Here is a 22,300-nt window from a genome sequence, read left to right on the forward strand (position 1 = left end):
GGCGGTCACCCCCCGTCTTTGGAGTACTAGGACAAAAGTTTGGGGTTGTTTGGCAGCACGGATGGGTGAACACTATGGTTTCCGGCCTGCCGGACTTGGCAGGAGCCGGTTCGATCTGACGGAGAGCAGCCCATGCACACTGATGCTCGCCTATCTTCCCTGCAGGAAAAGCACCTGCGTCTCGACCGCGCCATCCTCGACGAGGAGAAGCGTTCGTGGCCTGACGATAGTGCCATCAAGCGGATGAAGCTTGAGAAGCTCCACCTCAAGGAAGAAATTGATCGTTTGGCCAGAACCAGTCACAGGGTGAATTAACACCCTTCCGGATCGATCCGATTCGTAAAGTCGGGGGCGGCGGACGGTTCGCTCCCGGCTTTCTTTATGCGGCGCTGTCTATACTGGGCCTTGTTCATACTGGGCGAAGCGCGGCCAGACGGCGCGCGATCGTCGGCAAGGCACCGGACGCCGCCTCTCCCGCCGGCGCCGGGATCAGCGCCATGCTCGGGAACCAGGGGCGGACGCCGGTGCCCAGCGCCGTCCAGTCGCCCCGCGGCCCGAACCGCCAGACCGGCACCCCCAGCGCCCCCGCCAATTCCCCCACCGAACTCGCCGGGGTGACGACGAGGTCGAGGGCCGTCATCAGGGCGGCCACGCCATCCAGGTCGTCCTTGAGGTCCAGATCGTCCCAGCGGTGGAGGGTCACCCCGAAGCGCCGCTCCGCCTCGGCGATCTCGGCGGCGCAGTCCCCGTATTGCAGCGTGACGAAGACCACGCCGGTCAGCGCGAACACCGGCCCCCAAACGTCCAGCGGCGCGTAGGCCCCGCGGCGTTCCGCGGTCATCAGCCCGCTGCGCCACGCGATTCCCACCTTGAGGCCGGGGCCGAGCGCCGTCACCCGCTCGCGCCAGCGGGCGGCCCGCTCCGGGTCGGCGGTCAGGAAGGACGGGCGCGACGGAAAGCGCTCGAAGCGGGGCCGCAGCCAACGCGGCAACGACCCCATGGCGACGTGACGGTCGATCCCGGCGCAGGGCGCGTCCGGGTGCGCCGGAGCCGGGCGCCAAGCCGCCTGGGGAAAGGACCGCGCGAACAGCGGCACCAGCCGCCGGTCGCACTCCACAACCACCGCGGCGGCCCGCGCGACCAGTTCGTCCAGGCAACCGGCGAACATTATCTCGTCACCGATCCCCTGCTCCGCCCAGACCAGCAGGCGCAGGCCGGCGGGATCCTCTCCCTCCCAGGCGGGCACAGGGACGACACGGGCGCCGCCGGACAACTCGCGCGCGCGGAAGCGGGCGTCATAGCCGCGCCACCCCGATTCCAGCCTGCCACGGGCCAGATCCAGAAGCCCGAGGTTGAACGCCGCCGCCGGCTGCCCCGGCTCAACCGCCAGGGCGCGCCGGCACCAGCGTTCCGCCGCCGCGGAATCGCCCCGGTCGCGCAGCAGACGCCCCAGATTGCCCAGCCCATCCCCAAGGGCCGGGACCAGGGCCAGCGCACGGATCAGCGCCCGCCCGGCCTCGTCCAACCGCCCCGCCCGGCGCAGCACCACCCCCAGATTCAGCCATCCATCCGCGCGGTCCGGAGCCAGGCGCAGCGCGTGGCGGTGGCGCTCCTCGGCCAAGCCCAGCGCACCGAGCCGGGTCAGTACCGCGCCCCAATTGTCGTGCGCCTCCGCCAGCGCCGGGTCGGCCAAGGTCGCCCGGCGGTGGGCCTCGGCGGCGGCGCTCAGGTCGTGCGCCGCCTCCAGCGCGTTGCCGAGATTGGTCAGGGCCGCGGCGGCGGCCGGTTGCAAGGCGAGCGCGAGACGAAAACGGCGCACCGCCTCCGGCGCGCGGCCCAGCGCCAGCAGCACGGTTCCCAGGCTCGAGTGGGCGGCGCCGTAGGCGGGCAACGCGTCCAGCGCACGGGCGATGCGCGCCGCCCCCGCGGCGGAATCGCCGGTTTGATGCGCCAGCAACCCCGACAGGTGCAGGGCGACCGGGTGGTCCGCCTTGACCGTCAGCACCCGCTCGTACAGGGGGGCCGCCTCGGCCAGCCGGCCGTCCCGGTGGTGGGCGGCGGCGGTCTCCAGCAGCCTGTCCAGATCATGCGGACCACCCTGCGGCAATCCGCCGGGCGGTGGGTCGTCGTCCGGGGGCATGAGCCGGCGCAGCGTGTTCGCCATCCGGCCCATGACGTCGGCCAGCCCTTCGCCGGGGCGGGGCTGGAACAGGCGCATGGACGGGAACCAGGGGCGCACCCCGGTGCCGAGCTGGGTCCAGTCGCGGTGCCCGATCCGCCACACCGGCACGCCGAGGGCGCCGGCCAGTTCGCCGGTGGAGATGGCGGGGGTGAGGACGAGATCCAGATTGGCGGTCAGCGCCGCCGCGCCCTCGAAATCGTCCTTGAGGTCGAGATCGTCCCAGCGGTGGATGGTCACCCCGAAGCGCGCCTCCGCCGCGGCAATCTCCGCCGCACAGTCACCGTATTGAAGATTGACGAACACCACCCCCGGCAGAGCGAACAGCGGCACGAAGGCGTCAAGCGTGACGTAGGCGGCGCGGCGCTCGCCATCCATGATCTGGCTGCGCCACGCGATGCCGACCTTCAGCCCCGGTCCCAGAGCGGCCAGCCGGTCGCGCCAGCGGTCCAGGCGTCCGGGATCGGGCACCAGCCAGGGCTGGGCCGGGAACCGCTTCCTGTCGGACCGCAGCAGCCGCGGCAGGGACGCGGCGGCAACCTGCACATCCACGTCGCGCGGCTCCACGGTCGGCGCGCGAACCGTCGCGCCGGGGAAGGAGCGCGCGAACAGCGACACCAGACGGCGGTCGCATTCGACCACCAGATGCCCGGCGCGGCGCAGCAGATCGGGATAGCAGGAGGCGAAGAGGATCTCGTCGCCGACCCCCTGCTCCCGCCAGACCAGCAGGCGGGAGGACGCGATGTTCTCGCCACGCCAGGACCGTGCCGCGACGTGGCGTTTCTGGCCGTGGAACTGGGGGGTGTCGAACCGCCACTCATGCTCCAGCCATCCGGAGCGGAGTTCTCCCTGTTCCAGCAGCAGGAGCGACAGATTGTAATGGGCGGTCGGCAACGCCGGATTGAGCCGGATGGCTTGGCGGTAGGCGTCGATGGCCTCCGCCGGGCGCTGCCGCCGCGCCCAATGCAGGGCGAGGTTGGCCTGCGCCTCGGCCATCTCCGGCGCCCGGTCGACGGCCCGGCGGTGGCAGGCCAGCGCCTCTTCGACGCGGCCGAGCCGGTCGAGCGCGCTGCCACGGTGGCTCCAGGCCACGGCGGAGTCCGGAGCGCTCGCGGCGGCACGGCGCAGCAACCGCTCCGCCTCCGCCGGTCGGTCGGTGCGCAGGCGGAAAGCGCCGAGGCTCACCAGCGCATCGGCGTCCGACGGCGCCAGGGCGAGCGCGCGTTGGTGACTCCGCTCCGCTCCCTCTCGGTCCTCACGCTCGGCGAGCAGGTGGCCCAGATGGGCGTGCGCCACGCCGAGCTGCGGGCGGGTCCGCAGGGCCCGCCGCGCGCAGGCCTCCGCTTCGGCCCCCTCGCCCGCCCCACGCAGCAGGGCGGCGCGGTTGAGCCAATGCTCCGCCGCGTCCGGGCGGAGCAGAATGGCGTTGCGTTGCGCCGCCCGTGCGGCGTCGTGCCGCCCCAGCGCCTGCCAGGCATCGGCCAGGGCCGCGTGCGCGGCGGCGTTGCCGGGGTCGGCCGTCACGGCAAGGGCCAGCATCGCCGCCGCACCTTCGGCGTCGCCCTGGCGAAGCCGAAGGATCCCCGACAGGTGAAGGGCGACGGAATGCTCCGGCACGGCGTCCAAGACCGCGCGGCACCGGTCTTCCGCGTCCTGCAAGGCTCCGGCGCGATAACGGGCGACGGCCTCGGCGATCAGCGGTTCGACGTCCGGCGCCGCGGCGGGCGCCACGGATGGGCTGCTCGCCGCGGCCTGGACCGGCCGCGCGAGATCGCTGAGGGTCCAGGCGACGCGCGCCATGACGGTCTCCAACGTCTCGCCGGCGCGCGGTTGGAAGAGGCGCATCGACGGATACCAGGGACGAACCCCGGCGCCCAGTTGGGTCCAGTCGCGGGCGCCGATGCGCCACGCCGGAACGCCCAGAGCCCCGGCCAGTTCGCCGGTGGACACGGCCGGGGCGATGACCAGATCGAGCGCGGCGGTCAGGGCCGCGGCGCCCTCGAAATCGTCCTTGAGATTCAGATCCTCCCAGCGGTGGATGGTCACGCCGAAGCGCGCCTCCGCCGCGGCGATCTCCGCCGCGCAGTCGCCGTACTGGAGGTTGACGAGAACTCACCCGGGGATTGTGAACAGGGGGGCGAACGCCTCCAGAGTGATGTAGGCGGCCTTTCGTTCGGTCGTCATCAGCTGGCTGCGCCAGGCGATGCCGATCCTCAAGCCAGGCCCCAGGGCGGCCAGCCGCTCGCGCCACAAGGCAAGGCGTTCCGGGTCGGGCACCAGCCAGGGACCGGTCGGAAAGCGCGCCAGATCCCGACGCAGAAGGCGCGGCAAGGCACCAGCGGCGATGTGGGCGTCGCAGTCGGCCGGGACCGGCGCCTTCGCCCCGTCGGCGGCGCTGGAGTCCGCCCGGACAGTGGCCCAGGGAAAGGAGCGGGCGAATAGGCTGACCAGCCGATGGTCGCACTCCAGGACAACCTGACCGATCCGCCCCGCCGCCACGCGATCCGCCAGGGTGGGATAGCAGGAGGCGAACATGATCTCGTCCCCCACCCCCTGCTCGCGCCAGACCAGGAGACGAGGCACGGCCGCTCCGTCGTCCTGCCAGAGCGGCGCGCCGATGGCGCGCTCGGGAAGGTCCTTGGCCTTGAAGCGGTCCTGATAGGCCGGCCAGCCCTCCCGCAGATTGCCCGTCGCGAGGCTGACCAGAGCGAAGTTCAGCCGTGCCGCGGCCAAGGTGGGGTCGGTGTGCAGGGCGCGGCGCAAAGTCCGCTCCGCTTCGGCCACGCGCATCGATTGCCATTGCAGCATGCCGAGGTTGGCGTAGGCCTCCGCATGAGCGACGTCGATGGACAGGGCGCGCCGATGCGCGGCTTCCGCCTCGCCGTTCCGTCCTAGCATGTTCAGGGCAAGGCCCAGGGTGGTCAGCGCGATGGCGCTCCGTGGCGCGAGACGCACCGCGCGCCGGTGAAGGCGCAGCGCGCCCGGCCAGTCGTCGCCGTCCTTGAGGACGTTGCCAAGGTTGGTGTAGCTGTCGGGATAGTCCGGCTGGACGATCAGCGCGCGCCGGTACAGCGCGGCGGCGGCCTCGGCCCGGCGCGCGACCCGGTGGGAGTTGCCCAGATTGTTCAGCGCCTTGCCATACTCCGGCTGGATCGTCAGGGCCCGCTGGAAGACCCGCGCGGCCTCGGCGGGCCGGTCGATGCCGTCAAGGCCGGTGCCCAGGTTGTTGAAGGCCACCGCGTCGGTGGGATGCAGCGCGAGGCAGGTCCGCAGCGCCGCCACCGCGGCGGTGTGGTCCCCCAGGTCGAGCAGGGCGACGCCGAGATTGTTCCACCCCCCCGCCAGCAACGGGTCCTTGGACAGCGCATCACGGTAACGGGCCACCGCCTCCGCCAGCCGTCCCTCCCCCTGGAGCGCGCTGCCCAGATAGAAGATCAAACGGGCGTCCTGACCGGCGTCGGCCTCCACCGCCGGAGCCAGAACCGTCACGGCGTCGGCGAAGGCGCCCCGGCCGTTCAGAAGCGTTCCCAGGGCGCGCGCCACTTCGCGGTCGGTCGGGTCGTCGGCCAAGGCGCGGCGCAGGCACAATTCCGCGTCGGCATGGCCCAGGACCCACAGCACGAGCGCCAGGCTGCGCCACGCCTCCCTATGGTCCGGCCGCGCCTGGACGACGCGGTAGAATGCCAGGGCGGCCTCGTCGAGACGGCCGAGGCGCCGATAGAGAACCGCCAGATCGAAGCGCGTCGCCGGACGTTCGGGATCGGCGCGCAACGCCTCTTCGTAAGCCGCGACGGCGTCGCCGATCCGCTCCTGGGCCTGAAGAAGAAGACCAAGATTGCCGAGCGCCTCGGCGTAGCCGTCCTGAAGCGCGATGGCGCGGCGGTAGGCGCGGATGGCGTCGTCCGGACGGGCCCGGTCGGCGAGGAGGTTGCCCAGGCTGTTGTAGGCCGGGGCGAAGGACGGTTCGATCGCCAGGGACAACCGAAAGCACGCCGCGGCCCGCTCGGGCTCGCCGGCCTGATAGGCGGCGATGCCCGACAGGTGACGGGCATCGGTATGATCCGGATCGGCGGACAGGATGCGGCGGTAGAGCTGCTGCGCCTCGTCCAGATTGCCCGCCCTGTGCCGGGCGACGGCGTCGGACAGAAGCGTGTCTGCGGATTGGCCGCCCCACCCCTCGACGGCGGCGTCGGTCACGGTGCCGGATCGGCCGCCGGGCTTTCCGCCGTCCCGTCCGGGGCGTTGGACGAGGCATCACCGCCCTTGAACATCTTCCGGCAGATTTTCAGCGCGCGGTAATAATTGCGGGCCTCCACGAGCCGTTCGATCTCGTCGAGATCATCGCGGCAATCAGGACGCGCGTCGCGCGTCTCGCCCAGTATCGAGGCGAAGCGCTGCAGGTTGAGCACCGCGTCTTCTGGAAAGATATAGATAAGCTGGATGACGAAGTAGAGTTTCTTCTCGATGCAATCGATCTGCTCTTCCTTCAACACCTCGCGCCCGCGGAGAAAGTTGGCGGTGTTGTAAAGAAAGAACGAGCCGGGACGGTCACCGGCCCCGATGACCGCACCGTTGATGATGACCTTTTCATTGGGGCGGAGAACGAACTTCAGAGGCATGAAACGGACCCGGTCCTTGTCTCGGCGGCGCGCGGAAGCGAAAAGCGCTTGCCGGAAAGCGCCGCACAAATGAAACGGGCGGCGGCTCGCGCCGCCGCCCGCCGGGCGTAATCCTACCCGAACTCTCAGGCTTAGAACAGACGCAGGATCGACTGCTGCGACTGGTTGGCCAGCGAGAGGGCGATGGTGCCGAGCTGCTGACGGGTCTGCAGCATCAGCAGGTTGGCGCCTTCCTCGTTCTGGTCGGCCAGCGTCAGCTTGCTCGCGCCTTCCGTCAGCACGTCGCTGAACTCCTTGGTGAAGTTCTCACGGGTCGTGATGACGTTCAGGTTGGTCGACAGCGTCTGCGAAGACGACCGCAGGTTCTGCTTCGCGTAGTCGATGCTCGCGACCGCCTTGTCGATGTCGGCGCGGTCGGTCCAATCGTTCTGCGCGTAGTCCAGACGCAGGCCCTGGCCGCTGGTGGTCAGGTTCTGGGCCTTCACCGTGATCGCGTTGGTGTTGCGCTCGTTGAGCTGCACCGTCAGATCGTTCGAGGTGTTGGCGTCGGTCACCTGCACCGAGACCAGGTTGGCCGCGGAGTTGGCCGCCGCCGCCTGCTTGATGTTCTTCTGATCGACGTTGAAGCGCACCGTGCCGGTGTCGAACGCGTAGGCGTTCTCGCCGTCCGCCAGCTTGCCCTCGCCGCGCTTGGACATGCCGTCGCGGGTCACCGTGGCGCCGCTCAGGTTGCTGACCTGGATCTGGATGTCGACCTTCTTCTCGATGGTCGAGATGCCGTTGCCGTTGTTGGCGGCCTGCTCCAGAAGGTTGCGGTCCACCGTGAAGGACACGATGGTGCCCGACGCGAAGCTCTCGGAGATGCGCTTGGTCAGGGCGTTCTCGGACGTCGCCTTGACGGTCATCTCGCGGGCGGCGTTGGTCGTCGTCGCGCCCGACAGCGTGATCGTGCCGGTGGCGTTGGACGTGACGGTCTGGACGTCCTTGCCGCTGAGGCGGCCGTTGGCGCCCAGCGCGTTGTTGATCGACGCCTTCAGCTGGTTGGCGATGTTGACGCGGGCGGTCTGGCCCGTCGCCACGTCGCCGGCGGTGGCGGTGTAGGTGAAGGTCTGGTCTTCGACGGTGATGGTGAAGCTGTCGCCGGCCTCGATCGTCCCACCCATCGACACCTGGGTGATCTGCGCGGTGCCCGACTTGGCCGCGGTCGTCGTGTTGGCGGCGATCGTCTGGCTGTTGTCGAAGTAGGTGATCGTGCGCGACTCGTTGCCGTCCGTGACGATGAACGACCGCTCGCGGCCCTTGGCGCCGCGGACTTCGATCTGCACGTCGGAGAAGCTGCCCGCCGACGTCGACATCGTGCCGGAGAGCTTCAGGCCGACCAGGCCGTGGGCCATCTCAGCGCTGTTGATCTCGCCGGCCGCGCCCTCGATCGAGCCGTCGCCCTTGACGCGCACCGTGTAGGTGTCGGTCGACACGACGTTGGTGACGCGGGCGTTCTCGATGCCCTGGATGGTATTGACGGCGCGGCGCGATTCGCTGGTGGAGTCCAGACGCAGGCCGTTGCCGGTCAGCAGGTTCTTGCCACCGTAGGAGGAGTCACCGGCCAGCTTGTCAATCTGCTCCTTCAGCGCGTTGAACTGGCCGGAGAGCGACTTGCGGGTGGCGACGGAGCCGGCATCGGTGCCGAGCGCGGAATAGGCGGCGGTGGTCAGGCCGCGCGCCTGCTCGATCATGTCGTCGATCGAGGTCAGGCCCTTGTCGGCGGCCTTGATGGTGCTGATGGCCTGACCCATCGTGTCCTTCAGCGCGGTCAGGTCGCCGGCGCGCTGGGTCAGGTTCTTCGCGGCGAAGAACGACGTCGGGCCATCGAGCGCCGAGTTGATCTTGTTGCCGGTCGAAAGGATGTTCTGCTTCTTCGCGATCGAGTCCTGCACGCCCTGCAGCTGCAGCAGGTTCGTGCGCATCGACGACGAGAGGGAGATGTCGCTGGTAGCCATGGAGTCACTCCTTTTGGAGGATGTCGATCCGCACGACGGTGCGCGTACGGAGAGGGACTAATTCCCTCGGGCTACCGGTAGGCAATAAATGGGCCAGATCGAATTTGCCGCCCGAGTGAGGAAAATCCTGCCTCTGGGCAAATCAGGGGTCGGCAATTTTTGCCGGGCACCCGGCAAGATTTGCCCGCTCCCCGGCACCCTTTGCCGGTTGCGCATCCGGCCCGGCAGATTCTGCCGAGCTTGCAGGGAGCGTGATCACCTCGCAGACGGCGAGCGGGCCGGCGGTCAGCGCAACGCTTCCCCACGACCAGCCGACACCGAACCCCGAGAGCAGAAGGCGCAGCGCCCCCCCGTGCAGCGCCCCACCCAATTCCGACGCCAGCGCCAGGGGGATGGACGCCGAACTGGTGTTGCCGAACCCGGCGAGCCCGACCACCGTCTGCGCGGGAGTCGCCCCGAGCTTCTGCGCGAGGTGGCGGATCATCTGGGCGTTGGCCTGATGCAGCACCAGACGGTCCACCGTCTCCATCGCCCAGCCCGCGCGCTCCAGAACCGCGCGGATGTTGCCCGGCACCTCCCGCAGGGTGAAGGCGAAGACCTGGGTGCCGTCCATGAACAGGTGCGCCGGCTCGCCCGGCCGCCGCAGCCCACCGCCGGGAACGGCGAGGTAGGGGGCACCGGCGCCGTCGCTGCCCAGCGCGAAGACCATGGGCGGCGTCGCCTCCGCCCCCGCCTCCGCCGCCTCCAGCGCCGTCGCCGTCGCGGCGTCGCCGAACAGAGGCGCCACGGCGCGGTCGTCGGGGTCGATCACGCGCGATGTCGTGTCGCCGGCGACCAGCAGCGCCCGCCGCCCGCCCGCCGCCTTCAGCATCGCCGACGCAGTCCACAGGCCATGGACGTAACCCGAGCAGCCGAGCGTCAGGTCGAGCACCGCGGCGCCCTTGCCCAGCCCCAGCCGTCGGTGGAGGAGATAGCCCGAGGCCGGCAGGATATGGTCGTGGGTCTGGGTGACCATGACCAGGAGATCGACGCTGTCAGCCGCCCAGCCCAGCCGGTCGAGCAGGCGCCGCGCCGCGGCCTCGCCCAGGTCGGAGGTGCATTGGTGCGGCGGCACGAGATGGCGGGCCTCGATGCCCGTCGCCTTGGCGATCCGGCGGGCGGCGTCCTCGCCGAAACGGGCGGCCAGATCCTCCACCGTCTCGCGTCCCTCCGGAACGCAGGCGACGAGTCCGGTCAGGGCGACGCCCTCGATCACGCTGGCCACCATGGGGCGTCTCCTTCCGTCAGCCGGTGATGCCGCCGTCCACGACGATGGTCTGGCCGGTCACGAAGCCCGCCCCGTCGCCCAGCAGGAACCGCACCACCGGAACGACGTCGGCCACCGCGCCCAGCCGGCCCAGCGGGGTGCGCCGCACGATCTGGTCGCGCTGCCCGTCGGCCAGCGAGCCGGACATCTCGGTGTCGAGATAGCCGGGCGCAACGGAGTTGACGGTGACCTGGAGCCGCCCGACCTCGCGGGCCAGCGCGCGGGTCAGCCCGTCCATTCCGGCCTTCGACGCCGAATAGGCGGACAGGCCGGTGTAGCCCCGCTGCCCGATGATGGAGGAGATGTTGACGATCCGCCCCGGCCCCCGCTTGACCAGCTTGGCGCGCAGGAAGGCGCGGGCGACCTGGATGGCGCCGGTCAGGTTGACCTGGACGACCTCCTCCACGTCGATCTCCGGGAAGGTCGCCAGCACGCCCTCGCGCGCGATCCCGGCGTTGTTGACCAGCCCCCAGAGCGGCGACGCGCCGCCCCATTCCAGCGCGGCGTCCGTGAAGGCGCGCACCTGCTCCCCGTCGCCGATCCGGCAGGCCTGCCAGAACAGGTCCGGCCCGGCCAGCCGCTCCAGCGCCGCGCTCGGCGCGCGGCTGCAGGTGGAAACCCGGTAGCCCTCGGCGAGCAGCGCCTCGACGATCCCCAGCCCGAGCCCGCGGCTGCCGCCGGTGACGATGACGTGCCGTTTGCCGCTCATGCCGTTCCCTTCCGCGTCTTCTTGCCCGCCGCCCCCAGGGCGATGCTCCCGGTCATGGTCACCAGACGGGGGCGCGCCGCGGGCGGCAGGTCGGCCACGGCGGCGCGGATCGCGGCGCGCAGGGCCGTTTCCTCCACCCCCGGCGCCGGGACCACCAGGGCGGTCAGGATGTGGCCGGTCACCGGGTTGGCCGCGGCCTCGACCAGGGCGTCCCGAACGCCCGGCACGTCCAGCAGAATCTGCTCCACCACCTCCGGGGAGACCTTGACGCCACCGACATTGATCCGCCCGTCGAGCCGCCCGGCGAACAGCGCGCGGTCGCCGCGCCGTTCCACGATGTCGCCGGTGGACAGCCAGGCGCCGTCCCGGCCGACCTCGCGGCCAATCTGAAGGCCGAGCATCGCGCGGGGGCTGTTCACCTCCAGCACGCCATCGCGGACACGCAAACCCACCCCGTCGACACCGCCGTCGAGCCAGGCGGCGGGGAAGCCCGCCTTGCCGTCGCCCACCGCGAAGAGGGACCCGGCCTCCGTCGAGGCGTAGATGTGCCGCAGCTTCGCGGTCGGGAACCGCTCGGCCAGCCGGTCGAGCAGCGGCTGGTCGGCCACCTCGCCGCCCAGCGTGATGGCGGCCAGCGGCGGCGCGGCGCCGTCGAGCGCCAGCAGGAAGGCGCGCCAGAAGCTGGGCGTCGCGCTGATGTGGGTGACCGCGTGCGCCACGGCGAGGCGCGCCAGATCCGCCGCCCCGGCGCCGGGCGCCGACACCAGGGTCGCCCCCGCCGCCAGCGCCGTCAGGATCACCTGCAGCCCGGCGAAGGCCGCCGGCTCATAGGCCAGCAGCCAGCGCGCGTCCGGATCGGCGGTCCCACGCAGGCGTCCGCGCAGACGCTGGAAGTCGTGCCGGACCAGCTTCGGCGTGCCGGTGGTGCCGGAGGTCTCCAGCAACACGGCGAACCCCGGTTCGCCGGGCTCGCTCGCCGCGTCCGCAGGCATGGCACGGCGCGACAGATGCAGCTCCACCCCGGCCCGCTCGGCGGCGACCAGGGCGGCGACCAGAGCCGCCACGCCTTGCGGCGGCAGGACCACCCTCCCCCCGAGGCGCGGAACGCCGCCTCGAAGGCGTCGGCCTGCGCGGCGATCCCCGCCCAGCCGACGCAACGCTCCGCCTCGATCAGACGAAGGCCGGGATGCAGCCAGGAGGGCGGCGGCTGGCTCATGCGGACCCGGCGGGCAGGCCCGGATGGTGAAGCGTCGGACGATAGAGGGCCGCAAGCTCCCCGACCGTGTGGAACTGGACGAAGCCGGCGCGGAACGGGTCCTGGCCGGTGCGCTGCTCCAGCACCACCAGAAGGGTGGCGAGGTCGAGGGAGTCGATCGGCAGATCCCCACCCAGGAAGCGCGTGTCCGGGCCGAGCGTCGGCAGGGTTTCTCCCTTCTCGGCGGCGATGCGGGCAAGCTCTTCGGCGATCAGCGCGAACATGGATTCGGTCATTGGGGGTCGCATGCGGAAAGAAAGTCGCGGAGGGTGGCCGTGACCGGGGTTGCTGCCTCACTATGCGGCAAGTGCCCGGCCTTGTCGAAGAGATGAAGCGGTGCGCCGGGGGGCAGGCGCTCGGCGCTCGGCACCGGGATGATGCGGTCCTCCCGTCCCCACAGGAGCTGGATCGGCATCGGAAACGCCGCCCAGTCCACCGGGCCGGGCGACCGGTGCGCCTCCGCGAAGGAGCCGGCGATGATCCGTTCCAGGGCGGCGCGGCGGCGCGGATCGGCGGCCTGGGCGTGCATCACCTCGCCGACACGGCCCGCCAGCAGCCAGGGCCGCGCGAACAGCCGCGCGGCACAGTCCCGCCCCTCCTCCACCGTCTCAAGCGCGGCGACCCGCCGCAGGAACTCCAGGTCGAAGTCGGGGCCGAGACCGGCGCTGGCGACCAGAGACAGGCTCGCCACCCGCCCCGGGGCCAGAACGGGCCAGTTCCAGCGCGACGTAGCCGCCCATCGAATGGCCGACCGCGTGGACCCGCGGAATCTCCAGCGTGTCCAGCAGGCGCAGCAGCCAGGGCGCGAAGGCGCCGACCCGGCCGTCCCCGACCTCCAGGGTCGAGGCGCCGTGCCCCGGCAGATCGACCGCCACGACCCGGCGGTGGGCGGCCAGAGCCGCGGCGTTGAATTGCCAAGTCAGGGAATCCCCGGCGAAACCGTGCAGCAGCAACGCCGGAACGCCGCCCCGCCCCATCGACAGATAGGAGGCGGGACCGCCCTCGATGTCGGCCCGCCCGCGGCGCGGCGAACGCTCGACCTTTGCCGTCACCGGAACGTCAGGCCGTGACGGCGATGCCGGCCAGAGCGAGCAGGTCGTCCACCGTCTTCGCCTTGACCAGCTTCTCGCCCTCCACGACGTGCCCGAGCTTCTCGTCAACCAGCGCGATGAAGCTGATGACGGCCAGCGAGTCCCAGCTGTCGATCGAGTCGAGTTCTTCAGCGCCCGTCAGGGTGCCGGCGTCCAGCTCCAGCATCTCGTCGAGCGCGAGCAGGAAATCCTTGCGGTCCATGGTGGTGTCTCCGTTTCAGTGGAGCGTGTTCTGACGCACGCTGCCGTTCAGGTCGGCCCATTCAGGGTGGTCGCGCAGGACTTTGCAACAATCCTGCCAGCCGAAGTCGGGATTTTCGGGAAGCAGCGCCCCCAGCAGGCGACGCACCAGTTCCAGATCGGCCTCCTCGTCCACGCACCAGCGCTGGTCGATGACGCTGCCGTCCTCCGGCGCCAGGGGGGCGCCGACGCGGAACCGCTCCGGGCGGCGGTAGAGGTGGGCGGTGACGTGCTCGCGCTCCGCCGGCTCGGTGGCCCCGGCGGCCGCCGTGTCCAGCGCGGCGCGGGTGAGAACCTCCGCATCCAGCCCGCGCGGGAAGCGGGTGACGTCCAGGCTGAGGTAGTCGAGCGGCGGCGCCGCGTCCAGGAAGGCGCTCACCACGCGGTCCACCAGCGCCGGGTCGATCAGCGGACAGTCGGCGGTGACCCGAACCACCACGTCCGCCCCGGCCATGGCGGCGGCCCCGGCGAAGCGCCCGAGCACGTCCTGCTCGTCACCGCGGAAGACCGTCGCGCCGAGCGCCGCCGCCAGTTCCGCCACTGGGTCGTCGGTGCCGTTCACCGTGGTCGCCAGCACCAGCGCGTCGAGCGTCCGGCAGCGCGCCAGCCGGCCCAGATGATGCGCCAGCAGCGGCTTCCCCGCCGCCTCCATCAGGACCTTGCCGGGCAGGCGGGTCGAGGTCATGCGGGCCTGCGAGATGCAGACGACGCGCGGCTTGGCCGGGTTGGTATCCATTCAATCCTCCGGGGCCAGCATGTCCCAGCGCAGCGGCTCGCCGCGCGTCAGCGCGCGGGCGGCGCGGCGGCCGAGGACGGCGGGGAGATGCTTCGGCTCCAGGCCGAAGCCGGGACGGATGGAGCGGACGCTGGCGGCGCTCAGCGCCTCACCCGCCGCCACGTCGGCGGTGACGTAGAGGGACCGGCGGTAGTCGCGCCCGCCCGCCTCGCTTGGCTTCACCCCGTAATGGACGCGGCCCAGCGCCGCCCAGGCGGTGCGGACGGACTCGGCCATCGCCTTGAACTCCGCCGGCTCCAGCGAGAAGGCGCTGTCCACCCCGCCGTCGGCACGGGACAGGGTGAAGTGCTTCTCGATCACCACCGCACCCAAGGCCGCCGCGGCGACCGGCACCGCCGTGCCGTGGGTGTGGTCGGACAGGCCGGCATCGACACCGAAGGCCTGCGCCAGATGCGGGATGGTGCGCAGGTTGCAGTCTTCGGGCGTCGTCGGATAGCCGCTGACGCAATGGAGCAGCACGAGCGGCGCGTCGCCCGCGGCCTCCACCGCTTCGCCGATCTCGCCCAGCGTGGCGAGGCCGGTGGAGAGGATCAGCGGCTTGCCCGAACGGGCGGCCCGGCGGATCAGCGGCAGGTCGTTCAGCTCGAAGGAGGCGATCTTGAAGGCCGGGGCGTCCAGCCGCTCCAACAGGTCCACCGCCGTCTCGTCGAAGGGGGAGCTGAAGATGGTCAGGCCGAGGGCACGGGCGCGCTCGAACAGAGGGCCGTGCCATTCCCAGGGGGTGTGGGCCTCGCGGTAGAGGTCGTGCAGGGTGCGGCCCTTCCACAGCCCGCCCTCCAGCAGAAAGCCCGGCCCGTCATGGTCGATGGTCAGGGTGTCGGCGGTGTAGGTCTGCAGCTTCACCGCGTCGGCGCCGGCCTCCTTGGCGGCATCGACCAGGGCGAGCGCCCGGTTCAGGTCGCCCTTGTGGTTGCCCGACATCTCGGCGATCAGGTAGGGCGGATGGCCGGGGCCGATGGGGCGGCCGTTGATGATGACGTCGCGCGGCACGGAGGGCGGTCTCGCTGTGGTGGTCGGGCGTCACTCTGGCACGGAAGCGGACGGCGGGTCTTCCTTTTGTGCGCCCGCCTTGGCCGCGGCGCGCAAAAGGTCCCGCGCCTCCTCGCCGTAGGCCAGCAGCCGTTCGGCGCAGCGATGGCGGTCGCCGACGGTCCGGAAGCGCGTGAGCGACAGCTCAACCTGCCGCTCGCGCAGCGCGGGGTCGGCGACCAGGGCGGCGGCGCGCTCCACATAGGCGGCGGCGTCCGGCACGGGAATGCCGGTCCCCGCCACGCTCGCCACATCGCCCCAGGCCAGCGTGACCACCGGCAGCCCCTCGGCGATGGCGTAGGCGGCGCTGCCGCCGCCCCCCTGGCGGGACGGGTTGAGGTAGGCGTGGCAGCGCCGGTAAAAGGCGCGGATGTCCTTGAGATGGCCCAGGCTGCGCATCCGCGCGCCGTTGCGCGCCGCCTTCAGCCGGGCCGGCAACCGCTCGACCTCCCCGGCGAAGACGATCACGGCGCCGGGGCAGCGGTCGAGGATGGCATCGGCGAGCGCGAGGAACTCCGCAGTCACCTCCAGGTCCAGGCGGGTGCCGACCACGGCGAAGACGAAGTCCGCATCGCCGAGGTCGAGCGTGCCCCCGACTCCCGCCGTGGGGGGTGGGGAGAAGCCCAGCGTGAAGGGCCGGAATCGCTGCGCGAAGGGGCCGCGGTAGAGCGCCGGCATGGCGTCCGTGTGGTTGCCCTCCTCATAGCCGAGGACGAGATGGGCCAGCGAGATGGTCATGCCGGAGGTGGTGGGCAGGCACACCACCGGCCGCGAGCCGCTCACCGCGAAGAGGTCGCCCACCACGTTGGCCCCGCCGAAGGTGACCAGCAGGTCGGGATCGTAGCCGTCGATGGCGCCGACGATGGTTTCCAGCTTCTCCTTCGAAAACGCCCGGTCGGTGAAGGACGCCATCTTCACCTGCCGACCGAACATCGTCAGCGCGAAGACGCCCTCGTAATCGGTGACCAGCTCCGCGATCATCGGCGGAACGAACAGGTTCTCGGCCCGCAGCGGCATGGTGTTGCAGTTGATGATGGCGACGTCGAGCCCGAACGCGTCCTGGAGCCGGCTGGCGTAATCGAAGCAGTCGCGCGAGGGCTGGTGCTGGTCGTTGGTGAACTGGTTGGTCAGAACGGCCACCCGGCGGATCGGCCCGTCGCGCGGCGCATGGCGCGGCGGAACGACGCCCCAGCGCCGCGCCACCGCCCGCACCAACTCCTCGTGGAAGCGGAACAGGTCGCAGGGGCCGAAGGCGGCCAGCTTCTCCGGCGCCGACGCCGCCAGGAAGAGCTGCCGGGCCATGCACCAGTAGGTGTAGTGCATCATCTGCGGTCCGACCCGCTCGCCGCCGAGCAGCAGGTAATGGAGAATCCGTTCGTAGTGGTAGAGGTCGCCGGTGAGCTGGAACAGCACGGAGTGGAGCAGCACCGTCTCGCCGGTCGGCGGATCGCGGCGCAGCTCCTCGGCGATGGACAGGCGGGCGTCCGGGTCCAGTTCGCGGCGCATGCGCTCGCAGTGGGCCGTCAGGGTGTTGAGCCGGTCGGCGTTGAACTGGCGCTCGGCCAGCAGGGCTTTCAGCGTGGCGGCCTGGTCCCCGGCGATGTCGGACATGCTGTTCCCCCAACCGGCGCCTGTGGTGCGCCTCGCCTCCTGATAGCCCCGACGTGGTTAAGGTTTCAAGAATGCGCGGCGGTTTGCTCCGCCAGCGCCGCCGCGGCCTCCGCGGCCACCGCGGCCCAATCGCCGGGCCGGGGCTGGCGGAACAGGCGGGCGGTCGGGTACCAGGGGCTGTCGGCGCGGTCGAGCAGCCAGCGCCAGTCCGGCGCGTGGGACAGCAGCACCCACACCGGCACCCCCAACGCTCCGGCCAGATGGGCGGGAGCGGTGCAGGAGGACACCACCAGATCGAGCGACGCCATGATCGCCGCGGTGTCGGCGAAGTCGCTGATCTCCGGCGCCAGATCGGTGAAGGAGGCCGGCATCGCCCGCCCCGCCAGCTCGTCGTGGCCGGGGCCGAGTTGCAGCCCGAAGAAGCGGCAGCCCGGCACCTCCAGCAGCGGGGCCAGCGCCGCCAGCCCCGGCGACCGCTCGCGGTCCCCGGCGAATTGCGGGTTGCCGGCCCAGACCAGCCCGACCGTGAGCCCCCCGCCGGCCAGCCGTTCCCGCCACGCCGCGACGCGCGCCGGGTCGGCGGTCAGGTAGGGCACGGCGGCGGGGATGGTTTCCAGCCGGGTGGCGAAGGCCCGCGGCAGGCTGAGCAGCGGGCACTGCCAGTCGAATGCCGGCAAGGGCTCACCGCGCGCGACGACCCGCTCCACCCCCGGCAGACCACGGAACAGCGGCACCAGATCGGCGCCGGTCTCCAGCAGCACGCGGGCACCGCGGGCGGCGACCAGGGGGGCGTAGCGGACGAACTGGATGGCGTCACCGCGGCCTTGCTCCTCGTGCAGCAGGATGGTCTGTCCGGCGATGTCCTCGCCGCTCCACCGCGGCTGCGGCAGGCCGCGCGGCTTGGTCGGGAAATCGGCCACGCCCCAGCGCGCCTCGTAATCCTCCCACCCTCCGATCAGGTCGCCGGCGAGCAGCCGCGCCAACGCGCGGTTCCAGCGCGCCTCGGCGCTCGACGGCTCAAGGCGGACGGCCCGGTCGTGCAGGCGCAGCGACGCCGCGATCGCCCGCCGGTCCCGCAGACGGTTCGCCAGCCCGCTCAGCGCGCTGCGGTGATCCGGCCGGAGGACCAGCGCGCGGCGGAGCGATTCCAGGGCGCCGGGCTCGGACAGGGAGAGCGCGTGCCAGCCGTTCGCCGAGTCCGGACGCAGCCGCAGGGAACGGCGCAGCGCCCTCACCGGGGGCTCCTCCCCGCCCGCCCGGCGCCGTGCGGCGGCGAGAAGCTCCAGCGCGCCGTCGTTCGCCGGGTCGAGCGCCAACGCGCCGCGCAGGGCCGCAATGGCGGCCTCCCAACGCCCCGCGTCGTAATGGGCACGGCCGAGATTGAGCCGGACCGTCGCGTCCTCCGGCAGCAGGGCCGCAGCCTGCGCCAACGCCGCCGCCGCGTCCGGCTCCCTGGTCCGCTGGAGCGCCACACCGAGATGGTGCCACGCCTCGCCATGGCCGGGGCGCAGCCGGACGGCGCGGCGCAGGGCCGACGCCGCCTCGCTGGTCCGTCCCGCGTAGCGCAGCAGGATTCCGGCCTGGGCCATCGGCTCGGCAAGGTCGGGCTGGATGAGGGTGGTGCGGCGGTAGGCCGCCAGTGCGAGCCCGCCATCCCCCGCCTGACGCGCTGCGCCCGCCAGCGGGAAGGCGAGCGCCGCCGAATCGGGGCAAAGCCGCAGGGCGGTCCGGTATTCCTCCGCGGCGGCCGCGGGGTTGCCGCGGGCCTGATGCAACGCCGCGAGGTTGGCACGGTACTCGGTTTGGCCGGGGCGCAGCGCCACCGCTTGGCCCAGCAGATCGGCCGCCTGCTCCAGCCGGCCGCTCTGGGCACAGAGAAGCCCGTAGAGGTGAAGGGCGTTCGGTTCGTCCGGAACGGCGTCGAGGATGCGCCCGTAGAGGGTTTCCGCCTCCTCCGTCCGCCCGGCGGTGTGGAGGTCGAGCGCGATGGCCAGCGCCTCGTCCAGCGTCGCCACGGCGCCCGCTCCGCTCAGGTCTCGCGGCCGCCGATCACGCTGGCGGCGACCGCCAGACTCTCCGGCGTGCCCATGTCGATGAAGCGGGCCTTGGCGATGTGGCCGTGCAGGGTCCCCGGCGGCATCTTGTGCAGCACGTCGCGGGTCAGCGAGCTGGCCCCGGAGGCGGCGAGGCGGTCGAGGAAGGCCGCGGAGAACAGATACACCCCGGCGTTGATGACGCCGCGCCCCGGCGCCTTGTCGAGGAACTGGCGGACCCGGCTGTCCGGCCCGACCTCGACCCGGCCGAAGCGGGCGGCGTCCTCCACCTCCACGCACAGCACCGACGCCTCCGCCCCCGACAGGCGGTGCGAGGCGACGAAGGCGCGCAGGTCGGCGTCGAGGAAGGTGTCGCCGCTCATCACCAGGACGGTGCCGGCCTTCAGGTCCTTGCGGATGTAGGCGAGCGCCGCGGCGGAGCCCATCTGGCTCGGCTCGATCTGGCAGACGACGTCCAGCGACCGGTTGGTGTCCCCCTGGGCCAGCCAGGCCGTCACCCGGTCGGCCAGATGGCCCAGGCACAGCACCACCCGACGCGCGCCGTAGGCCGCCAGATGGTCCAGCAGATGTCCGAGAAAGGCGCGGCCCGCGATGGGAGCCAGCACCTTGGGCGTGTCGCCCGAGACGCCCCGCATGCGCGAGCCGAGACCACCGGCAAGCAGCGTGACGTCGATGTCCGTCAAGGCTTCCTCAGGCCGCACCGTGCTTCCCCTCATGCTCCCGGCGCCTCGGCGCCGCCCCCACCCCCGCCGCATACCGCGTCGGCGGTGGATTGGTCAAACATTCGGTGGGGGTGACGGCGAACTTTCCCGGCCGACCGCCCAACGTAAGCCCCCCGCCGCTTGGCCTATTCCGCGAAGGCGGCCAGCGTGGTTTCGCGCGGGAAGAGACGTATATGCCCCTCCCACTCGCTGCGCAGCGTTTCAAAGACATAGACGTCGTGAAAACGGCCATATTTGTGGACATGTTGCCGCAGCACGCCGACCTCACGTGTTTTCAGCACGCGTTGGATGCGGATGACCGTGTCGTTCCCTTCCATGAAATAATTGACGATCTTGTTCATCCCCATGCCGTAATAGCAATAATCCATGATGAAATTGTGCAAAAAGCCAGCGAGCTTCCGGCGGTCCTTCTCCTCCGCGATGTAGGAACCGGAGGAGCAGCGCAGATGCACCCAGTCGATATCCGAATAGGAGAGATAGCCGATGGGGCGCCCCTCATGCTCGATGATGAAATGGCGGAAGTCCCGGCGCGCCTCGATCGCGGCCAGCCACGCCCGCTGCCGGTCCACGTCCGGGTTCTCCAGATCGGTGAACATGAAACGGGTGATCGACGGCTCGGTGCGCCAGCGCAGAAGCATCTCGGCGTCGTCGGCCGTTGGACGGCGGAATCGAAACATGAAGACCTACCCCTTGCGCTCGCGTGGTGTCACTTCGCCAAATAGCCGCCGTCCACCGGCAGCGTCACCCCGTTGATCCAGCGGGCGGCGTCCGACAGCAGGAAGGCGATGGCCGACGCCACGTCCTCCGGCTTGCCGAAACCCATGGGGTGGGCGGCGCGGATGGCCTCGAACTGCTCCGCCGTCGTGGTCTGGCGGAACCGTTCCATCATTTCCGTCTCGACCATCGCCGGGGCGACGCAGTTGACCCGGATGCCGTCGCGCAGGAACTCCATGGCGAGCCCGCGGGTGGCCGAGACCAGCCCGCCCTTGGCCGCCGAATAGACCACGTTGCCCGGCTGCCCGATCTCCGCGGCGACGGAGGACACGAGGACCAGCGCCGCCCGATCGGCATGGCAGCCCTTTTGACGCAGGCCACGGGCCAGTGCCAGGGCGCTCAGAAGGTTGGCGTGCAGGATCGTGTCGAAGAAAGCCTGATCGACGCTGCGCACCGGCTTGCCGATCTGAACGCCCGCGCAATGCGCCAACCCGTCGATGGGACCGGCCTCCGCCGCCTGAAGCTTCACCCATCCCGGAATGGAATCGACGTCCGACAGGTCGAAGGCCGCGATCCGATGCCCGTGACCATCCAGCCGGGCCAAGGTTTCGGAAAGCCGCCCCTCGTCCCGCCCGTTGAGGGTGACCCGCGCGCCGAGGCTCGCGGCAGTGGCCGCCGTGGCCCGCCCGATCCCCGACGACGCGCCGGTCACCAGCACATGGCGCCCGGAAAGATCGCCCAGCGGCGTCATTCGTCGGCCATGCGGGCGAACCACGCCCGGTGGAAGGCCGCGATGCGCTCTTCGCAGGCGCCGAGGGCCGCGGGAACACGCACCTGCTTCAGCCCGCGATGAGCGGATTCGGCGACGATCCGGTCCTCATCGAGAACCTGGCGGTTGAACCCGCAAACGTTGGCTTCCACCGCCTTGCGCGTCGGGCCGCCGATGCTCTTCGGCTTCGACGTTTGACCAAGGAACAGCCGGAAATGCAGGTTGCTGCGCTCCGGTCCGACGGGATCGTAGGTCTGCACGCTCATCAGCGCGCCGTGAGTGACGCCGATGGCGAGATTGGGGAAGATCATGAAATGATCGTAGTTCCGCAGCGTCTCGCTGCGCGGCAGCCCCAGCCGCTCGATCACGCCGTCCCACCAGCGCGCGGAGGTGTCCGACAGATGGGTCGTGCCGCGCGAATGCTCCCCTTCATAGGAACAGATCCAAACCTTCTTGGCGAACTTCTTGAAGGTTTCCGGGTGGGTCGCATCGACGTGATAGACCTCCAGCGCGCTTTCCAGCGCCGCCTTCCAGTTCGCCTGCCAAGGAAGCACGTCCTCGTCGATCCGATCGGTGAACATCGCCGACAGATGGTCGAGAATCGCCCCATAGGCGCCAAGCTGCTCGTCCAGTCCGGGTCCGCCCGGCTCCAGCCGGACGAAGACGAAACGGCCCCGCACCGCCACCTCGAAACGCGGCAGGGCGAGACGCTTCTTGTCCGCGTCGTCGAATCCGAAATGCTCGCGGTTGCCGGGAATGCCGACCGGCACGCCGTCGCGGTTGAAGATCCAGCCATGATACGGGCAGACCGGCTTGCCGTTGCCGCAGGGCCGCAAGTGGATTTGCGCGTAGCGGTGGGTGCAGACGTTATGAAAGGCCCGCAGTTCGCCGTCGAAGTTCTGGACCAGCACCGACGTTCCGGCGATGTCCGCGGTGATGAAATCGTTGTCGTTCGTCAGATCATTGGCAAACCCAACGAACATCCATGACCGCCGGAAGATTTTGTCGACTTCTTCGGCAAAAGTCGCATCACCGGAATATCGCTGGGGCGGGATAACGGAGTCCGGAGGGTACGCGAGCTGTTTCACCTGAACCCGGTCATCCATGGCTGATCCCATTTATCGGTTCGTTAATCACTCGACCCTAGCGTTCTTTCGGTTAATAGTCTCCGAATTCGCCCAAGTCCAGGACGGACGGAAGGGCGGCGGA

Annotated in this window: 20 protein-coding genes; 1 reads left to right on the forward strand and 19 read right to left on the reverse strand. The window is 70.8% G+C overall.

Features of this window, described 5'->3' with window-relative positions; all coding sequences use genetic code 11:
• Positions 1-132 precede the first annotated feature (132 nt).
• Positions 133-315, forward strand: a complete 183-nt coding sequence (locus ACWPN5_RS20515) for a YdcH family protein (protein ID WP_040134215.1) — start codon at positions 133-135, stop codon at positions 313-315.
• Positions 316-409: 94 nt separating this feature from the next.
• On the opposite strand, the gene ACWPN5_RS20520 is transcribed toward ACWPN5_RS20515, so the two are convergent.
• From ACWPN5_RS20520 to ACWPN5_RS20610, 19 genes are all read right to left on the reverse strand, one after another.
• Positions 410-4,225, reverse strand: a complete 3,816-nt coding sequence (locus tag ACWPN5_RS20520; RefSeq protein ID WP_492297124.1) for a tetratricopeptide repeat protein — start codon at positions 4,223-4,225, stop codon at positions 410-412.
• Positions 4,226-4,291: 66 nt separating this feature from the next.
• Positions 4,292-6,376, reverse strand: a complete 2,085-nt coding sequence (locus tag ACWPN5_RS20525; RefSeq protein WP_492297126.1) for a tetratricopeptide repeat protein — start codon at positions 6,374-6,376, stop codon at positions 4,292-4,294.
• Complete coding sequence (locus tag ACWPN5_RS20530) at positions 6,373-6,798, reverse strand: flagellar biosynthesis repressor FlbT (RefSeq protein WP_145680738.1); 426 nt, start codon at positions 6,796-6,798, stop codon at positions 6,373-6,375. Before ACWPN5_RS20530 ends, ACWPN5_RS20525 begins: the two co-directional genes overlap by 4 nt.
• A gap of 131 nt (positions 6,799-6,929) precedes the next feature.
• Complete coding sequence (locus tag ACWPN5_RS20535) at positions 6,930-8,795, reverse strand: flagellin N-terminal helical domain-containing protein (RefSeq protein ID WP_145680739.1); 1,866 nt, start codon at positions 8,793-8,795, stop codon at positions 6,930-6,932.
• A gap of 142 nt (positions 8,796-8,937) precedes the next feature.
• Complete coding sequence (locus ACWPN5_RS20540; protein ID WP_492297128.1) at positions 8,938-10,062, reverse strand: ketoacyl-ACP synthase III; 1,125 nt, start codon at positions 10,060-10,062, stop codon at positions 8,938-8,940.
• 16 nt (positions 10,063-10,078) lie between these two features.
• A complete protein-coding gene (locus ACWPN5_RS20545; RefSeq protein WP_145680741.1) occupies positions 10,079-10,810 on the reverse strand; it encodes an SDR family NAD(P)-dependent oxidoreductase in 732 nt (243 codons plus the stop codon).
• The gene (locus tag ACWPN5_RS20550; protein ID WP_492297130.1) at positions 10,807-11,895 is read right to left on the reverse strand and encodes an ANL family adenylate-forming protein; all 1,089 of its coding nucleotides are present in this window, start codon (positions 11,893-11,895) and stop codon (positions 10,807-10,809) included. The genes ACWPN5_RS20545 and ACWPN5_RS20550 overlap by 4 nt, the downstream gene beginning before the upstream one ends.
• A gap of 127 nt (positions 11,896-12,022) precedes the next feature.
• A complete protein-coding gene (locus tag ACWPN5_RS20555; RefSeq protein ID WP_200478250.1) occupies positions 12,023-12,301 on the reverse strand; it encodes an acyl carrier protein in 279 nt (92 codons plus the stop codon).
• Positions 12,298-12,756 (reverse strand): alpha/beta hydrolase, encoded by a 459-nt coding sequence (locus ACWPN5_RS20560; RefSeq protein WP_492297132.1) that lies wholly within the window; start codon positions 12,754-12,756, stop codon positions 12,298-12,300. Before ACWPN5_RS20560 ends, ACWPN5_RS20555 begins: the two co-directional genes overlap by 4 nt.
• Positions 12,674-13,117 carry an alpha/beta fold hydrolase gene (locus ACWPN5_RS20565; RefSeq protein ID WP_492297133.1) on the reverse strand — a complete coding sequence of 148 codons (444 nt, stop codon included), beginning with the start codon at positions 13,115-13,117 and terminating at the stop codon, positions 12,674-12,676. Before ACWPN5_RS20565 ends, ACWPN5_RS20560 begins: the two co-directional genes overlap by 83 nt.
• A gap of 7 nt (positions 13,118-13,124) precedes the next feature.
• Positions 13,125-13,358 (reverse strand): acyl carrier protein, encoded by a 234-nt coding sequence (locus ACWPN5_RS20570; protein WP_145672226.1) that lies wholly within the window; start codon positions 13,356-13,358, stop codon positions 13,125-13,127.
• A gap of 15 nt (positions 13,359-13,373) precedes the next feature.
• A complete protein-coding gene (locus ACWPN5_RS20575; protein ID WP_492297135.1) occupies positions 13,374-14,132 on the reverse strand; it encodes a cytidylyltransferase domain-containing protein in 759 nt (252 codons plus the stop codon).
• Positions 14,133-15,182: a pseudaminic acid synthase gene (gene pseI / locus ACWPN5_RS20580; protein WP_145680746.1), complete on the reverse strand. Its 1,050-nt coding sequence runs from the start codon at positions 15,180-15,182 to the stop codon at positions 14,133-14,135.
• 30 nt (positions 15,183-15,212) lie between these two features.
• On the reverse strand, positions 15,213-16,832 hold the full coding sequence (locus ACWPN5_RS20585; protein ID WP_145680747.1) for a glycosyltransferase: 1,620 nt from the start codon (positions 16,830-16,832) through the stop codon (positions 15,213-15,215).
• Between the two features lie 65 nt (positions 16,833-16,897).
• The gene (locus ACWPN5_RS20590) at positions 16,898-18,847 is read right to left on the reverse strand and encodes a tetratricopeptide repeat protein (protein WP_492297137.1); all 1,950 of its coding nucleotides are present in this window, start codon (positions 18,845-18,847) and stop codon (positions 16,898-16,900) included.
• Positions 18,848-18,861: 14 nt separating this feature from the next.
• Positions 18,862-19,569, reverse strand: a complete 708-nt coding sequence (locus ACWPN5_RS20595) for a sugar phosphate nucleotidyltransferase (RefSeq protein WP_247874697.1) — start codon at positions 19,567-19,569, stop codon at positions 18,862-18,864.
• Positions 19,570-19,733: 164 nt separating this feature from the next.
• Positions 19,734-20,285, reverse strand: coding sequence for a GNAT family N-acetyltransferase (locus tag ACWPN5_RS20600; protein WP_145672236.1), 552 nt, complete (start codon positions 20,283-20,285; stop codon positions 19,734-19,736).
• 29 nt (positions 20,286-20,314) lie between these two features.
• Positions 20,315-21,073 (reverse strand): SDR family NAD(P)-dependent oxidoreductase, encoded by a 759-nt coding sequence (locus ACWPN5_RS20605; RefSeq protein ID WP_145680749.1) that lies wholly within the window; start codon positions 21,071-21,073, stop codon positions 20,315-20,317.
• A complete protein-coding gene (locus tag ACWPN5_RS20610) occupies positions 21,070-22,197 on the reverse strand; it encodes an aromatic ring-hydroxylating oxygenase subunit alpha (RefSeq protein WP_145680750.1) in 1,128 nt (375 codons plus the stop codon). The genes ACWPN5_RS20605 and ACWPN5_RS20610 overlap by 4 nt, the downstream gene beginning before the upstream one ends.
• Positions 22,198-22,300 lie beyond the last annotated feature (103 nt).

The organism is Azospirillum sp. UENF 211521 (assembly GCF_058780535.1).

Coding starts and splice junctions, on each gene's coding strand:
- ACWPN5_RS20515 (WP_040134215.1), top strand. CDS start 133: ATGCACACTGATGCTCGCCTATCTTCCCTGCAGGAAAAGCACCTGCGT.
- ACWPN5_RS20530 (WP_145680738.1), bottom strand. CDS start 6,798: ATGCCTCTGAAGTTCGTTCTCCGCCCCAATGAAAAGGTCATCATCAAC.
- ACWPN5_RS20535 (WP_145680739.1), bottom strand. CDS start 8,795: ATGGCTACCAGCGACATCTCCCTCTCGTCGTCGATGCGCACGAACCTG.
- ACWPN5_RS20540 (WP_492297128.1), bottom strand. CDS start 10,062: ATGGTGGCCAGCGTGATCGAGGGCGTCGCCCTGACCGGACTCGTCGCC.
- ACWPN5_RS20545 (WP_145680741.1), bottom strand. CDS start 10,810: ATGAGCGGCAAACGGCACGTCATCGTCACCGGCGGCAGCCGCGGGCTC.
- ACWPN5_RS20555 (WP_200478250.1), bottom strand. CDS start 12,301: ATGACCGAATCCATGTTCGCGCTGATCGCCGAAGAGCTTGCCCGCATC.
- ACWPN5_RS20570 (WP_145672226.1), bottom strand. CDS start 13,358: ATGGACCGCAAGGATTTCCTGCTCGCGCTCGACGAGATGCTGGAGCTG.
- ACWPN5_RS20575 (WP_492297135.1), bottom strand. CDS start 14,132: ATGGATACCAACCCGGCCAAGCCGCGCGTCGTCTGCATCTCGCAGGCC.
- ACWPN5_RS20585 (WP_145680747.1), bottom strand. CDS start 16,832: ATGTCCGACATCGCCGGGGACCAGGCCGCCACGCTGAAAGCCCTGCTG.
- ACWPN5_RS20600 (WP_145672236.1), bottom strand. CDS start 20,285: ATGTTTCGATTCCGCCGTCCAACGGCCGACGACGCCGAGATGCTTCTG.
- ACWPN5_RS20605 (WP_145680749.1), bottom strand. CDS start 21,073: ATGACGCCGCTGGGCGATCTTTCCGGGCGCCATGTGCTGGTGACCGGC.
- ACWPN5_RS20610 (WP_145680750.1), bottom strand. CDS start 22,197: ATGGATGACCGGGTTCAGGTGAAACAGCTCGCGTACCCTCCGGACTCC.